The organism is Nocardioides aurantiacus (assembly GCF_003752505.1).
GTDB lineage: Bacteria > Actinomycetota > Actinomycetes > Propionibacteriales > Nocardioidaceae > Marmoricola > Marmoricola aurantiacus.
Genome location: NZ_RKHO01000001.1, coordinates 197,575 through 212,012 on the forward strand (window position 1 = coordinate 197,575; position 14,438 = coordinate 212,012).

Annotated in this window: 14 protein-coding genes; 5 read left to right on the forward strand and 9 right to left on the reverse strand. The window is 75.1% G+C overall.

Features of this window, described 5'->3' with window-relative positions; translation table 11 throughout:
- Window positions 1-90: 90 nt before the first annotated feature.
- On the reverse strand, window positions 91-540 hold the full coding sequence (locus EDD33_RS19860) for a hypothetical protein (RefSeq protein WP_246003293.1): 450 nt from the start codon (window positions 538-540) through the stop codon (window positions 91-93).
- A gap of 99 nt (window positions 541-639) precedes the next feature.
- On the opposite strand from EDD33_RS19860, the gene EDD33_RS20440 reads away from it, so the two are divergent.
- Window positions 640-951 carry a hypothetical protein gene (locus tag EDD33_RS20440; protein ID WP_246003294.1) on the forward strand — a complete coding sequence of 104 codons (312 nt, stop codon included), beginning with the start codon at window positions 640-642 and terminating at the stop codon, window positions 949-951.
- Between the two features lie 88 nt (window positions 952-1,039).
- Here EDD33_RS20440 and EDD33_RS00990 read toward each other — a convergent pair whose 3' ends face one another.
- Window positions 1,040-2,248, reverse strand: a complete 1,209-nt coding sequence (locus EDD33_RS00990) for a PQQ-dependent sugar dehydrogenase (RefSeq protein WP_246003295.1) — start codon at window positions 2,246-2,248, stop codon at window positions 1,040-1,042.
- Window positions 2,249-2,305: 57 nt separating this feature from the next.
- Between EDD33_RS00990 and EDD33_RS00995 the strand changes: the two genes are divergently transcribed.
- Together EDD33_RS00995 and EDD33_RS01000 are read left to right on the forward strand one after the other, a co-directional pair.
- Window positions 2,306-2,989 carry an AzlC family ABC transporter permease gene (locus EDD33_RS00995; RefSeq protein WP_246003296.1) on the forward strand — a complete coding sequence of 228 codons (684 nt, stop codon included), beginning with the start codon at window positions 2,306-2,308 and terminating at the stop codon, window positions 2,987-2,989.
- On the forward strand, window positions 2,986-3,303 hold the full coding sequence (locus EDD33_RS01000) for an AzlD domain-containing protein (RefSeq protein ID WP_246003297.1): 318 nt from the start codon (window positions 2,986-2,988) through the stop codon (window positions 3,301-3,303). The genes EDD33_RS00995 and EDD33_RS01000 overlap by 4 nt, the downstream gene beginning before the upstream one ends.
- Window positions 3,304-3,316: 13 nt before the next feature.
- Here EDD33_RS01000 and EDD33_RS01005 read toward each other — a convergent pair whose 3' ends face one another.
- The 3 genes from EDD33_RS01005 to EDD33_RS01015 all read right to left on the reverse strand — a co-directional run bounded on the left by EDD33_RS01005 (window position 3,317) and on the right by EDD33_RS01015 (window position 7,007).
- Window positions 3,317-5,044: a DEAD/DEAH box helicase gene (locus tag EDD33_RS01005; RefSeq protein WP_123392855.1), complete on the reverse strand. Its 1,728-nt coding sequence runs from the start codon at window positions 5,042-5,044 to the stop codon at window positions 3,317-3,319.
- A gap of 107 nt (window positions 5,045-5,151) precedes the next feature.
- Entirely contained in the window at window positions 5,152-6,312 is a 1,161-nt protein-coding gene (locus EDD33_RS01010) for an MFS transporter (protein WP_123388747.1), read from the reverse strand.
- Complete coding sequence (locus EDD33_RS01015; RefSeq protein ID WP_123388748.1) at window positions 6,309-7,007, reverse strand: GntR family transcriptional regulator; 699 nt, start codon at window positions 7,005-7,007, stop codon at window positions 6,309-6,311. Before EDD33_RS01015 ends, EDD33_RS01010 begins: the two co-directional genes overlap by 4 nt.
- A 109-nt stretch (window positions 7,008-7,116) precedes the next feature.
- On the opposite strand from EDD33_RS01015, the gene EDD33_RS01020 reads away from it, so the two are divergent.
- Window positions 7,117-7,872 (forward strand): sulfite exporter TauE/SafE family protein, encoded by a 756-nt coding sequence (locus EDD33_RS01020; RefSeq protein WP_246003298.1) that lies wholly within the window; start codon window positions 7,117-7,119, stop codon window positions 7,870-7,872.
- 33 nt (window positions 7,873-7,905) lie between these two features.
- Here the strand turns inward: EDD33_RS01020 and EDD33_RS01025 are convergent, their stop codons facing one another.
- Complete coding sequence (locus EDD33_RS01025; protein WP_123388750.1) at window positions 7,906-8,859, reverse strand: GlxA family transcriptional regulator; 954 nt, start codon at window positions 8,857-8,859, stop codon at window positions 7,906-7,908.
- A 105-nt stretch (window positions 8,860-8,964) separates the two neighbouring features.
- Here EDD33_RS01025 and EDD33_RS01030 point away from each other — a divergent pair, with 105 nt between their 5' ends.
- Window positions 8,965-9,600 (forward strand): isochorismatase family protein, encoded by a 636-nt coding sequence (locus EDD33_RS01030; RefSeq protein WP_123388751.1) that lies wholly within the window; start codon window positions 8,965-8,967, stop codon window positions 9,598-9,600.
- 11 nt (window positions 9,601-9,611) lie between these two features.
- On the opposite strand, the gene EDD33_RS01035 is transcribed toward EDD33_RS01030, so the two are convergent.
- The 3 genes from EDD33_RS01035 to EDD33_RS01045 form a co-directional block, all read right to left on the reverse strand.
- Window positions 9,612-10,988: a PAS domain S-box protein gene (locus EDD33_RS01035; protein ID WP_123388752.1), complete on the reverse strand. Its 1,377-nt coding sequence runs from the start codon at window positions 10,986-10,988 to the stop codon at window positions 9,612-9,614.
- A 303-nt stretch (window positions 10,989-11,291) separates the two neighbouring features.
- Entirely contained in the window at window positions 11,292-12,671 is a 1,380-nt protein-coding gene (locus tag EDD33_RS01040; protein WP_123388753.1) for a flavin monoamine oxidase family protein, read from the reverse strand.
- 74 nt (window positions 12,672-12,745) lie between these two features.
- Window positions 12,746-14,380: a PucR family transcriptional regulator gene (locus tag EDD33_RS01045; RefSeq protein ID WP_246003299.1), complete on the reverse strand. Its 1,635-nt coding sequence runs from the start codon at window positions 14,378-14,380 to the stop codon at window positions 12,746-12,748.
- Window positions 14,381-14,438 lie beyond the last annotated feature (58 nt).

Here is a 14,438-nt window from a genome sequence, read left to right on the forward strand (position 1 = left end):
GCCCGCGGCCGCCCGCGACACCCTGCCTTCGCGGGCGGGGAACCACGTGGGCTTCGATGTCCGGCGGCGGGACGGGTACGGCCCGAGCGGTCAGGCTCTGCGGACGTCGGGCTGGGTCGAGCCACCGAGGCGCGAGGGGACGTGGCGACGCAGGAACCTGAGCTGGTCCGAGATGACCCGCTCGAAGTTCTCACCGCCGTAGATGTCGAAGTGCCCGGCCTGGTAGCGGTGGACCTCGCCCTGGGGCGCCTTGGCGGTGTGCCGCAGCGTCGTGGCCGCTGGGGCGACGGTGTCGTGGTCGCACACGCAGAACATGGCGGGCTTGGTGAGGTCCCTGGTTCGGCGGCCGGGCCGGGCGAGGGGGATGGCGAGGCCGATGCGGGCCGGGACCTGGGACCGGTACTCGGCCTCGGTGAGGCCGGACGCCTCGTCGCGCCCCGTCGAGCCGAGCAGCACGAGCACGACCTGGTCGCGTCGACCTCGGGCAGGGAACGCGCGAACGCCACCGCGGCCCGCCAGCTGCCGCCGGGCCGGCCTCACGCCCAACACTCTGTACTGGCACTTCAGCGACAAGGACGAGCTGTTTGTCGCCCCGTCGGCGACGTCTTCTTGGAGCTGGTCCTCGAGCAGCACTCGACCGTGGCCGACCAACCGTTGGCCCGGCAGCTCGTGTGGCTCGTCGACAGGCTGCGGCCGGTGCGTCACCCGATCGCCGCCGTGCACGACCGCGTGGCTCGCTCACCCGGCATCGCGCGGTGGCACGCCGGCTTCCACGCTCAGGTGGAGGCCCTCTTCGAGCAGCAGCTGGCTCTCGCGGTCCCGGGCGCGCGACGCGACGCCGAGGTCGCGGTCGTCACGTTCGCCATCGAGGGAGCCGTGACCCACGACCTCGAGGGCCGTGAGACCGCAGCGCTGTGCCACTTGCTCGCGGACAGGCTGACCGTGCTCTGAGGCAGACCGTCCGGGGGCGTGTCCCCGAGCACGGACATCCGACGTGTCGAGCAGTCATCGGGTCGTGGGCCCGCGCAGGCCCTGGCCCTCAGCCCTCGGTCGGGGTGAGCCGGAGGAGCCGCCCGGAGCCGGCGTCCTCCAGCAGCCAGACCGACCCGTCCGGGCCCTGCTCGACGGCTCGGACGCGCTGGCCCATGCCCCACGCCTCGATCTCGCCGGCGCGTCGGCCCGCGAGGTCGACGCGGACGAGGGCCTCGCCTGACAGGGCGCCGAGGAACGCGTCGCCGCGCCAGTCGGGGAACTGCTCGCCGTCGTAGATCATCAGGCTGCCGGGGGAGATGCTCGGGTCCCACCAGGCGACGGGGGCGGCGAAGCCGTCGCCGTCGGCGTGGTCCGGGATGTCGCTGCCGTCGTAGTTGCTGCCGTCGGAGGCCTCGGGCCAGCCGTAGTTGCGGCCCTCCTCGATGCGGTTGAGCTCGTCACCGCCGCGGGGTCCCATCTCCGAGGACCACAGCGTCCCGTCGGGGGCGAACTCCAGGCCGAGGGGGTTGCGGTGTCCCCAGCTCCAGATCTCGGCCGAGAGGCCGCCCTGGTCGGCGAGCGGGTTGCCCGGGGCGGGCTCGCCGTCGAGGGTCAGCCTCACGATGCTGCCGAGGTTGTTGCTGGTGTCCTGGGCCGGGTCGAACTGCTGTCGGTCGCCCGAGCTGACGAAGAGGTGACGGCCGTCGGGGGCGACCGCGATCCGGTGCGAGAAGTGGCCGTCGCCGTCGATCGTGGGGGACTGCCGCCAGATCACCTCGAGGCCGTCCAGCCGCGGCTCGCCGTCGGTGACGAGACGGGCGCGGCCCACCACGGCCCCCGAGGTCCCGCCGTCGCCGGCCTCGACCCAGCTGAGGTAGACGGTGCCGTCCTCGGCGTACGACGGGCCCGTGACGACGTCGCCGAGCCCGCCCTGCCCGGCGTCGACCACCTCGGGCACGCCGTCGACCTCGACCCGCTCGCCGGAGTCCTGGTCGCGCAGGTGCAGCACGCCGTCGCGCTCGGTGACGAGCAGGTCGCCCGAGCCGGGGAGGAAGGTCATCGCCCACGGCTGGTCGAACCGGTCGACCTCCTCGACCTCGAACGGCCGGTCCTCCCCGGACGTGGACGCGTCGGTCTGGGCGCCGGCCGCAGTGCGACCGCCGTCGAGGGGGTCACCCGATCCCGATCCCGAGCCCGAGGAGCAGCCGGCGACGAGGGCGGCGCTCGCGGCCAGGCCGGCGAGCAGGGCGGGCCGGGTACGGCGACGTCGGGTCACGCTCCGATCGTCCCCCGGCGGGCCAAGGGAGGGACCGAGGGTTCCTAGACTGCCGGCGTGACGGTGGCCGGGGACGAGGGAGCGCGCACGGCGTTCCGTCGTGGCCTCCGGCTGGGGGTCCCGTTCGCGGTGGTCGGCTTCCTGCTCAGCCTGTCCTTCGGCGTCCTGGCCCGGCAGGCCGGCTTCAGCGTCGGGCAGGCCGTCGTCACCTCGGTGATCGTCTTCGCCGGGTCGGCCCAGTTCGCGATGCTCTCGGTGATCACCGTCGGTGGGGGGATCCCGGCCGCGCTGACCGCGGCGAGCCTGATGAACACCCGCTTCCTGGCGATGGGCGTCGCGCTGGCGCCGTCGTTGCCGGGCGGCCCGTGGAAGCGGGCGGCGCAGGGCCAGACCGTCGTCGACTCCTCGTGGGCGCTGGCCAACCGCGGCGACGGCACCTTCGACCGGTGGCTGCTCTTCGGCACGACGGTCCCGCAGTACCTCACCTGGACGCTCGGGTCGGTCGTGGGCGCGACCTTCGGCAGCGCCCTGGGTGACACCCACCGGTTCGGGCTCGACGCGATCTACCCGGTGTTCTTCCTCTCGCTGCTGATCACCGAGCTCCGGGACCCGACGTCGCGCCGGGCGGCGGCGGGCGGCGGCCTGCTCGCCCTCGCGCTGGTGCCGATCAGTCCTCCGGGCATCCCCATCCTGGCCGCCAGCACCGTGGCGCTCATCGGCCTGATGAGGCGGCCGGCGTGACGCTGACCTACACCCAGGTCTGGGTCCTCATCCTCGGCTGCGCGGCGCTCACCGCGCTCATCAAGGCCTTCGGCCCGGTGCTCCTCGGCGGCCGGGAGCTGCCGACGTGGTTCACCCGCGTGATCGTGCTGATGGCGCCGACGCTGCTGTGCGCCCTGGTCGTCACCTCGGTGCTCGCCAGCGGGCGCTCCTGGTCGGTGGGTGCCCACACCGTCGGCGTCGCCGTGGCCGGCGTGATGCTCTGGCGGCGATGGCCGCTGGTGCTGTGCGTCGTCGTGGCGGTGGTCGTCACCGCCGGGCTGCGGGCGATCTGAGGCAGGGGACCGGTCAGGTCCCGTCCTCGGTCAGGGCCGCGGCCGGCAGCCAGTCGGCACCGAGGAGCCGGGCGAGGTCGGTGAGGCCGCTCGTGTCGCTGCCGACCGTGTCGGAGGCGGCGGCGATCCGCTCGACCATCACCTTGCCGACCTCCTCCTCGACGGTGCCCTCGGCGTACGCGACGTGCCAGGGCGAGACCTGGTGGTCGCGGTGGGTGCGGCCGGTCACCTGCCTCCCGGCGATCCCCGAGAAGCGCGCCTGGTGGAAGACGCCGACGCGCGGCTCGGGGCTGGCCCGGTGGCCGTCGGGGAGGGTCTCGCCCGCGTGCAGGCTGATCGAGGCGACCGTCGTGAACACGCACACCTTCGCCTGGCCGGTCTGGAACCGGAGCCGCTCGGCCTCGGGGTCGAACCGGTCGCGGCCGTAGATCGTGGCGACGTCGATGCCGGAGTCGCGCAGCCGGTCGGCGATCGGGTCGGCCGCGGTGGCGACGAACTCCACCGAGCACGCCACCTGTCGCTCGGCCTGGACCTGCTGGGCGATCCAGGCGACCGTCGAGTCCACCCGGATCAGCCCGGCCTTCTGCCGGAAGCGCAGCAGCGCGGAGCGGCCCTTCGCGACGCTGCGACCGCGTCGCGCGATCTCCATCTCGCGGCAGAACTCGCCCCACTCGGCGTCGTACGCCGCCCGTTCCGTCGGCGTCAGCGCCACCGGCATGCCGGAGATCGGCACCGGTCCCCACGGCGCGGCGCGGTGCAGCATCGCCGGGGGCCGCTCGTCGGCGAGCCACCCGCGCACCAGCTTCAGGTCGGCCGCGCGCCGCCCCGCGTCGGTGGTCCAGGTCGCGCCGTGACGCCCCTGCTCCACGCCGACGCCGTGGCGCTCGAGCGCGGTGGCGAACGCGTCGGCCGGTCGGGCCGCCGACGTCCACCCCCGCATCGGCTCGTCGTGGACCTGCGCGTACGCCGGGGCGAGGTAGGGCAGCTCCAGCGGCGTGTGCCCGGGCGTCGCGGTGGTCGCGATGACGAACGGTGCCGTGTCGTGCGACCGCCCGTGCCCCGAGATCCGCACCCAGTGCTTCCACCGCTTCGTCGTCGTGCGCCGCAGCGCGTGCGCCTCGTCGGCGATGATCACGTCCCAGTCGTGGCCCGCGACCTTCTCCAGCCGGTCCCACGTGATCACGACCCACTCCAGGCCCCCGTCGCCCAGCGCGTCGATGGTGCGGCACCAGTGGCCGATGGTGATCGCGGCGGGCCGGTCCGCCACGACGAGCACCCGTCGTGCGCCCCGGAGGTCGCCGACCGCCGTCGCCCCGAGGACCGCGGAGATCGTCTTGCCCACGCCCGGCTCGTCGGCCAGCAGGAACTGACGTCCGCCCGCCGCGGCGCGCGCCGCGATCGCGTCGGCCGCCTCGTACTGGTGCTGCCGCGGCTCGAGCACCCCGGTCGGCTCCGGGGCGTGAGCCGGGCCGTCGGGGTCGAGCGTGTTCTCCAGGAACCGCCCCAGCGTGTGCGGCCCCGGCGCGTACGGCGCGAGGTGCGTCGGCAGCGCGCGGCCGACGTACAGGTGGGTCCTGACCGCCGGGTGCCAGGCCGCGCCCTCGACCTGGGTCCCGTAGGGGACGTCGAGCACCCACACCCGCTCGCCCGGCCCGGCGACCGGGAGCGGTCGCGTGCTCGCCCCGCTCCGCCGCTGCGACGTCGGACGTCGTCGAGCACCGGCGGTACGGCGACTGGGCACCCCCGGACGGTATCGGCCCGCCTGGCCCACGACGGTCGGCTCGCCCACGCGGCGGCGCGGGTCGCGTCGGCCCGGCAGGGCGTCCGGTCCGCGGCGGCGCGGACCGCTCAGGTCCCGGGGGCGCGGATCCGGCGTGCCGCCAGGGCCACGGCGCCGAGGGCGGCGGCGGTCGCCCACAGGACGGCCCCGGCGCCGGCGCTCGCGGCGAAGGCGCCCGCCGCGGTCGGCACGACGACCTGGCCCAGCCGGTTGCCGGTGAGCCGCAGCGACATCGCCCGTCCCCGCAGCCCGGGTGGGGTGGCGTCGGCCAGCCAGGACATGGTCATGGGTTGACCCACGCCCAGCCCGAAGCCCATGACGGCCACGACGACGAACAGCGACCAGGTGGGCAGGGGGGCCGGCAGCAGGGCCATGCCGACAGCGGCCCCGGCCACGCTCCCGACCAGCAGCCGACCCCGGCCCAGGAGCGCCGCGAGCTGCCCGAGGAACAGCCTCGAGGCCATCGAGAACACGGCCCGCACCGACAGCAGGGCCCCGATCGTGGCGGCCGAGACGTCGCGCTCGGCTCCGAGGGCCGGCAGGTAGACCAGCGAGATGTCGACCGCCGCCAGGACCACCGAGCTCACCGTGAGCGCGCGCACCAGGCCCGGTCGCCGGAGCAGGGTGCGCACCGACCCCTGGTCGCCGGTCCGGCCACGCGAGCCCGTCGTCCGCGGTAGGGCGAGCGTGACGAGGAGCAGCGCCGCCGCCACGGCGCCGGAGGCGAGGAAGATCGCGTCGGTGTCGGGGATCGCCGAGCGTCCCCCGAACAGGGCGATGAAGCCCGGCCCCGCGGCCTGTCCCGCCGAGGCCGCGAACGTGTAGTGGCCGAACGCGGTGTCGTAGCGCGAGCTGTCGGAGACGTTGGCGACGTAGGCCTGCTGCCCCACCACCGAGCACAGGTGCCCCACGCCGAGGGTGACCGTGGCGAGCAGCAGGCCGGGGATGGTGCTGCCCAGGAGGGCGAAGCAGGCGGTGCTGCCGAGGAGGACGACGCCGCCGGTGATCATCAGCGACTTCTCGCCGAGCCGGTCGGTCAGGGTGCCGATGCCCACGGCGAGGAGCAGCGGGACCACGGCGAAGCTGGCGCCGATCGCACCCAGGAGCTGCGCGGGTGCGTCCAGCTCGATGGCGCGGTAGATCGCGGTCGGGCGCAGGATGAAGGTGACGACCTGGACCAGCAGGGTGGAGCCGTAGAGGCTGGCCAGGCCGAGGGGTGGTCGCCTCACGGCGCGTTGGAACGGGACGGGGCCGTCCCCGCACCCGGCTCCCCGAGGGCCCGGACAGCGACGTCGCGGGCGCCGAGGACGTGGCGGGAGGCGAGGTCGGCGGCCGCCACGTCGTCGCCGGCGATGATCGCCGCGCAGATGTCGTGGTGCTCGCCCAGCGCGGCGGTACGCCGCTCCTCGCTGGCGTTGGTGGCGAGCTTGTAGCGCCGCATCTGGTCCGAGACCTGCCGGTGGAGGTGCTGGGCCCAGGCGTTGCCGGCGATCTCCCCGATGCGGTCGTGGATCGCCGTGCCCGCGACCATGGCGTCGTCGCGGAAGTGCACCAGTGCCTCGTTGCGCGCGAGCAGCCCGCGCAGCGCGTCGTGGTCGGCCCCGGTCGCCCTCCGCGCCGCCGTGCCCGCCATCAGGCCCTCGAGCGCGGCGCGGACGTCGTAGAGCTCGACGACGTCGCGGGCGTCGAGGAGCGGGACGAGGACCGCCCCCGTCGGCTGCTGCTCGAGCAGGTTCTCGGCGATGAGCCGGCGCACGGCCTCGCGCAGCGGCGTACGGCTGACCCCGAGCTCGGTGGTGAGCGCCGGCTCGTGGAGCCGCGCGCCGGGCTCCAGCTCGAGGTCGAGGATCCGCCGCTTGAGCTCGACGTAGACGACGTGGGCGCCCGACGCGCGCGCTCCGCCCGGCCGCCGCACCTGGGTCATGTCGGGCAGACTACGGGATCGTGGACATCCGTACTTGTATACGAAACGTCGGTCAGGCCGTGGCGCCCCGGTCCGAGGGCTCCCCGGTCGGCGTCGTGCCCGTCCCCGGGTGAGCCCCACGGAGGTCCTGCTCCTCGTCGCGGCCGGGGTGGGTGCCGGGCTCACCGGGTCCGTCGCCGGACTCGCGTCGCTGATCAGCTATCCCGCGCTGCTCGCGGCCGGCCTGCCGCCCCTGGTCGCCAACGTGAGCAACACCGTGGCGCTGACGGGCAACGCGCTCGGCACGACCGTCGGCTCCCGCCGCGAGCTGGTGGGCCAGTGGCCGCGCCTGCGGCTGCTGATGCTGCTCTGCGCCACGGGCGGCGGCCTCGGCGCGGCCCTGCTCCTGCTGACCGACCCCGCGGTGTTCGAGGCCGTCGTGCCGTGGCTGGTCGCGCTCGGGTCGGCCCTGCTGCTCCTCCGTGACCGGCTGCGGCGGTGGTCGGAGACCCGCCGCGCGACCGCGGGCCCGCCCCGTGCCTGGCGCGGTCACCTCGTGGTCGGCGCAATCGGCGTGTACGGCGGCTACTTCGGCGCCGCCGCCGGGGTGATCATGCTTGCCGTCCTGGCGTTGCGGACCACCGAGCCGATGGCGGTCACCAACGCGGTCAAGAACGTCGCGACCAGCACCGCCAACCTGGTGGCGGCGATCGCCTACGTCGTGCTCGCCCCGGTCGACTGGGCGGCGGTCGTGCCCCTGGCCGGTGGCGCCGTCCTCGGCGGGTGGCTGGGGCCGCAGGTGGTGAGGCTGCTGCCCGAGCGGCCGCTGCGCTGGGGCATCGCCCTCGCCGGGTTCGGGCTCGCGATCCGGCTCCAGCTCGGCTGACGCCGGTCCCGGGGGCGACGTGTCGGTCCCTGCTCAGGCGCCCTCGTCCACCGCGAACCGACGGCGGTAGGACGTCGGTGTCGTGCCGTAGGCGTCGGCGAAGCGCTGCCGGAACGTGACGGCGCTGCCGAAGCCGGTGCGTGCGGCGATCGTGCCCACCGGCAGGGTCGAGCGCTCCAGGAGCCGGCGGGACTCGTCGAGGCGCCGGCTCGTCAGCCACTGCGCGGGGCTGGCCCCCGTCGCCTCCCCGAAGCGGCGGGTGAAGTTGCGCCGGCTCATCCCGGCGTGCGCGGCCATCGCCTCCACCGTGACCTGCTCCTCCAGGTGCGCCAGCGCCCAGTCGATCGTGGCGCCGAGCTGCCCCACGCCGTCCGGCTCGGGCAGGGGACGACGGATGTACTGCGCCTGGCCGCCGTCGCGGTGCGGGGCGACGACGAGGTGACGGGCCAGGGTCGCCGCGGCCTCCGAGCCGAGCTCGCGGCGTACGACGTGCAGGCAGGCGTCCAGCGCGGACGCGGTCCCCGCGGAGGTCAGCACGTCGCCGTGGTCGACGTAGATCGCGTCGGGGTTGACCTCGACGGCGGGGTAGCGCGTCGCCAGCTCCTGCGCCGCGCCCCAGTGGGTGACCACCGCGCGTCCGTCGAGCAGGCCGGAACCGGCGAGGGGGAAGGCGCCGAGGCAGAGTCCCACCAGGCGTGCTCCCCGGTCGACCGCGTCCTGCACGGCCGACGACAGCTCGGCCCCGGGCGGGCGGAGGTCCGGGTGCCACGACGGGAAGACCAGGAGGTCGGCGTCGAGCAGGGCCTCGGGGCCGGCGAGGCCGTCGAGCGAGAGGCCCTCGGAGGTGGTCACCCGGGGGTCGGTGCTCCACACCGTCGTCCGCCACCCGGGGGCCAGCCCGAGCGCGCCCACCTCGCAGAAGACGGTCGAGGGGACCGCGAGGTGGAACATGCTGATGCCCTCGAAGGCGTGGATCGCGATCTTCACGTGGCGTGTCCCAGATCCATCGTAGGTCGGCATTCGCGCCACTCACGATAGTGCCTCCGCGGCGGGGACGATGGTGGTCCGTTCCCCGACCCAGGAGGTTCCCCCGTGACCACCCCACGCCGCGCGCTGGTCGTCGTCGACGTCCAGAACGAGTACTTCGACGGCCCGCTGCAGGTCCAGCACCCGCCGCGCGAGGTCACCCTGGCCAACATCACGCGGGCGATGGACGCCGCGGTCGAGCTGGGCCTGCCCGTCGTCGTGCTCCAGCACGAGCTGCCCGAGGGCGCGCCGGTCTTCGCCGTCGGCTCGCACGGCTGGTCGCTGCACCCCGAGGTGGAGCGGCGGCTGCGGCCTGAGTTCCAGCGGGCGTCGAAGTCCTTCGGGAGCGCCTTCTCCGGCGACGGTGTCGCCGACTGGCTCCAGGAGCAGGAGGTCGACACCATCACCGTCGTGGGCTACATGACCAACAACTGCGACATCGCCACCGCCGTCGACGCCGAGACCCGAGGTGTCGCGGCGGAGGTGCTCGCGGACGCCTCGGGGGCCATCCACCTCGCCAACGACGCCGGGAGTGCGTCCGCCCAGCAGGTCCACGAGACCCTGATGGTGCTGCTCCACTCCAACTTCGCGGCGGTCGCCGACACCGACGCGTGGGTGGCCGCGGCCCGGGCGGGCGACCCGCTGCCCAAGAGCGACCTGGGGACCTCTGCCGTGCAGGGCCGGGCGCGGTACGGCGGCTGAGTCCCGCCCCCTCAGCGGCGGCCGGTCTCCCGGGGAGCCGCGGGGTCCGGGGGCGCCTCGAGCGGGGCGACCCGTGCCACGGCGTGCGCGCGCTCGGTGACCTCGAGCTTGCGGAGCACGCTCTGGACGTGGTGCTTCACGGTGTGGATGCTCACGTGGAGCGCCCCGGCGATGTCGCGGTTGCGCAGTCCCCGGACGAGCAGGCCGAGCACCTCCTGCTCGCGGGGGGAGAGCAGGGCCCAGGCCCGCTCGGCGTCCTTGCGGGCGGTGACGTCGGTGACGCTCACCACCAGCAGGTCGGAGAGCACCGAGGCCACGACGGGACGCTGCACGGTCGAGCTGACCCAGGCCACCGTCCCGTCGGGCCGCAGGAAGCGCCACTCGCGGGCCCGGGGCGACCCGCCGTCGGCCACGCGCCGCACCTCGGCCCGGTGCCCCTCGCGGTCCTCGGGGTGCACGGCCTCGCCGAGGTCGGCGAGCCCCAGCAACGCCTCGCGGGAGCGGCCGAGGACCTCGGCGAACCGGTCGTTGAAGCGGACCGGCCGGCCGTCGGTCCCGATGTTGGCGACGCCGGCCGCGGGCCCGTCCAGCGCGGTGAGGCCGTCGAAGTAGCTCGCGCCCAGCTGCTCGACCCGGTGGGTGATGTCGCGGAAGTGGACCGTCGAACCACCCACCTCCGGGTCCTCGGACAGGTCGCGGAGCATGACCTCGAGGTGGCGCCAGCGGCCGTCGCGGTGCCGGACCCGGAACACCACCGGCTCGGCCGGGCCGGTGGTGCCGCCGACCGCGAGCATCGCGTCGATCATCGGCTCGACGTCGTCGGGGTGGACCAGGTCGATGGTGACCTGCCCGGTCATCTCCTCCGGCGCGTAGCCGAGCACGTCGGTGACCGAGGGGCTGATGTAGCGCAGCGTCCCGTCGGCCTCGTAGAGCGCCACGACGTCGGGCGAGTGGTGGAGGGGGTGGCGGGACCACTGTCGCTCCAGCCCGGTCGGCACCTGGCGGTCCACGTCGTACTCCAGCACCGCGAGGTCCCGCGGCCCGGCGACCTCGACGTCGGTCCCGTCGACCGAGGTGACCGACACGGTGGCCTCGAAGGGTGTCCCCTCCTTGGGCTGGAGCCGCAGCCGCCCCGCGAACCGGCCCGTACGACGCTGCTCCTCGCGCGCCGGGCCGAGCCGGTCGTCGGTGGGGTCGAACACCGCGGTGGTGCCGGCGAGGATGTCCTCGCGCGACAGGCGCAGCTGGAAGCGGCACGTCGTGCTGGCGTCCAGGGCCCGGGACCAGTCGGGCGTGAGGAGCACGATCCGGGGTGCCGGGTCGCCGTGCGGGGGGTCGGGCGCGGAGGCGGGCGCGGCGTCGTCGTGCTGGGGGATGGGGCTGCCCACCTGTCGTGCCGGGCCGGACGCCGTGCGCCGGGAGGAGGGATCGGGGGTCGCGCCGCGTCAGCCTAGCCGCGGATCGAAGATGGGTCGCCCGGCTAGTACCGGTGTGCCTCGGCCCCGCCGAGACTGGGCAGGACCCACTCGTCCCCCGACAGGCATGGAGCCCCACCACGTGACGACCGACCGCACCACCCCCAGGACCGCCAGCGCCCCCACGACGAGGACCACCCGCTCCCGCATCCGCTGAGGGACGCCGTCGCGACCGGTACCGGGGGGAACCGGTCGCGACGACGCCCGTGACGCGGGTCAGGCGGAGGCGGCGATCTCCTCGGCGACGGCTCGGCCGCGGCGCAGGGCGCCGTCGACGTGTTGGTAGCCCTCGGCGGCGGTGTCGGAGCTGGCCCAGTGGATCCGCCCGACCGGGGCGGTCTGGTCCTTGCCGTAGCGGGAGAGGCCACCGAGGTCGAAGCTCGCGGCGTACGCCCCACGGGTCCACTCCTCGCTCGCCCAGTCCGACTCGTGGTAGACGAGCGGCTCGAGCGCCTGCGGCCCGAGGTAGTCGGCGATGGAGGCGAGCACCTCGGCCCGGCGGTCGGCGGGGTCGAGCTCGAGGAGCCGGTCGGCCTTCTCGTCGGAGACGAAGCCGACGAGGGTGCCGCGGTCGTCGCCGTGGTTGGTGTTGTCGTAGACCTCCTGCACCAGCGCGGTCGCACCGAAGCAGGTGCCCGACAGGCCGGCGTCGCGCCAGAACGGCGTCGTGTAGACGGCGTGCACCTTGATCACCAGGCCGAGCGAGAGGTGCTGGTGCATCTGGTGCTGGCGACGGGGCAGCGGCGGGTCGTAGCTGATCCGGCTGTAGAGGTTGGGCGGCACGGCGACCACGACGTGGCGGGCCGTGACGGTGACGTGGTCGGACTCGACGACCACGCCGTCGGCGGTGGTGCGGATGGTGCGCACCGGCGTCGCGAGGCGTACGTCGAGCCGGTCGGCCATCGTCTCGGAGACCGACTGCATGCCGCCGACGACACGGCGGTCGAGGATGAAGGCGTCGTCGAGCAGGTTGCTGAACGACCCGGCCGAGGCCGCCATGAGCACCGCCTGCAGCGCCGAGAAGGCGTGCGCCGGCTTGGTCAGCATGCCGCCGGCGATGAAGAGCCCGATGTTGTCGCAGGCCTGCTCGTCGGCGGAGACCTCGCGCAGCCAGTGGTGGAAGGAGATCCGGTCGAGCTCAGTGGCGCGGGGGTGGGCCCACGGCTCGTGGCACCCGATCTCGGCGGCGAGGTCGTCCAGCAGCGCGGTCAGGCGACGCATCTCGGCGGCGGTCCTCTCCCCGACGGGCAGCTCGAGGCCGTCGTACTGCACCACCTCGCCCTCGGGCGTGCGGTAGACCGAACGGCCCTCGCGGTAGCGGGGGAAGGTGCTCAGGCCGAGCTCGTCGACCAGGCCCAGCAGCTCGGTCTGGTCCGGCGAGACCCACTGCCCGCCGATCTCCAGGAACGCGCCGTCCACCACGTCGCTCCAGGTGCGCCCGCCCACGCGGTCGCGGGCCTCGAGGACCACGACGCTGCGCCCGGCCGCGGCGAGCGTGCGGGCCGCCATCAGGCCCGCGGGCCCGGCGCCGACCACGACCACGTCGCGGTCCAGGGGCGCGGTCGGGGCGTCGCCGGGGAGGTGCTGGCTGGTCATGGTGGCTCCGTCGGGGTGTGGCGGCTCGTGCTGCGCTGGATCAGTGGGTCGACGTCGGGCTTTGGTGCGGAATGCTAGTCCACAGCGGGTTGTGACGACGAATTCCGCAGGTCGTCGGCGAGCAGGGCGAGGTGGAGCGAGGTGCGTACCTCGGCGTCGGCCAGGTCGACCCCCAGCGCCCGCTCGACGCGCGCGATGCGGTCGTAGAGCGCGGGCCGGGACAGCCGCAGCCGGGCCGCCGCGGCCGACTTGTTGCCCCACTCCTCCACCACGACCCGGGCGGCCTCGCGCAGGTCGGTCCGGGCGGCCGAGCCGCCGGTGCCGTCGGGCCCCCGCAGCGGCTGCAGCTCGCGGTCGACGAAGGACCGCAGCCGCTCGTCGTCGGCCAGCAGCGCCAGCAGGCCGCGCACGTGGACGTCGGCGAGGCGGTGGAGCACGCCGGCGTCGGACCCGGCGTCGGACCGGGCGTCGGACCGGGCTCCGTTCTCCGGGGGCAGGGAAGCGAGCACGTGGGCCGCCTCGCGCAGCGTGCGGCCGGCGGCGGCGAGGCCGTCGACGACGCTGCCGGCGGCCGCGGTCGCCACCGGGGCGCGCGAGCGCACCCGGGCGACCAGCCGGTCGGCCGTCCGGTCGGGGTCCTGGCGCGCCGGCACCGGCAGCAGCACGCGTACGTCGGACCCGAACGCCGCGACCAGGAGCGGGGTGTGCAGCAGCTCGGCCGCCCGCAACGTCGCCGCGACCACCTCGTCGGGCGACGCGCCCGCACCGCCCGGGCCGCGGAGCACGAGACCGACGAGCCGGCGTCGCTCCACCGGCACCCCGGCCAGCTCCAGGCGCTGCGCCGTGGCCGGACCGGAGGCGTCGGCGAGCAGCTGCACCAGCAGCTCGTGGTGCAGCCGACGCAGGTGGCCGTCGCGGGTGCGGTCGTGCAGCCGGTGCAGCGCCAGCGCCGCGGCGGCCCGCTCGACCAGGGCGGTGAGCCGCTGCGGCGGCTCGTCGGGAGACTCCACGACCAGCCGCCCCCAGGCGCGCTCGCGGCGGCCGAGCCGGGTCACCAGCCAGCCGTTGCTGCGGTCCCAGGTGGTCCGGTCGGCGACCACGACGCTGCGCGAGCGACGCTCCCAGTCGGCCAGGAAGGCGGTCGGGTCGCCCGGCCCGGCACGGTAGTCGAGCACCTGGTGCTCCTCGCTCTCCAGCACCACCGTCGCCCCGGCCAGCCGCTGCGCGGCGGTGAGCACGTCGTCGGGCCCGGCCTCGGCCACGCTGAGCTCGGTGAAGGTGTCGTGCACCCGCTGCGCCTCGCGCAGCTCGGCGAGCTGGCGGTCGACGAGCCGTTCGCCGACGGCCTGGCTGACGGCCGCGAACCGCACCTCGCGGCGCAGCGCGACCAGCAGCAGCCCCAGCCGCTCGCACTCGGCGACGAGGTGGTCGGGCAGCACCCGCCACCGCCGCCCCAGCTCGACGACCAGGCCGGCGGCCCCGGACTCGACCAGGCTCCCGACGTACGCCGTGACGGCCGCGTCGTCGCCCGGCAGCGCGACGCCGGTCGTCAGCACCAGGTCGCCGCCGCGCAGCAGCGGCGCGATGTCGGCCAGCTCGGTCGGGTGCACCCAGCGGACGACGCCCTGCACGCCCCCCTCCCAGGCCAGCACGACGGGGTCGGCGGCGCGCAGGACCGGCAGCTCCAGGACGTCGGCGACGGTCAGCACCCTTCCAGGGTGTCAGAACACCGAGTCAGGAGCTGACACGGTGTCAGCCCCGTGGGGT

What these genes read in the sequence shown, in the direction of transcription:
- EDD33_RS01015 (WP_123388748.1), bottom strand. Translation starts at nt 7,007, where the DNA reads ATGACCCAGGTGCGGCGGCCGGGCGGAGCGCGCGCGTCGGGCGCCCAC.
- EDD33_RS01040 (WP_123388753.1), bottom strand. Translation starts at nt 12,671, where the DNA reads ATGACCAGCCAGCACCTCCCCGGCGACGCCCCGACCGCGCCCCTGGAC.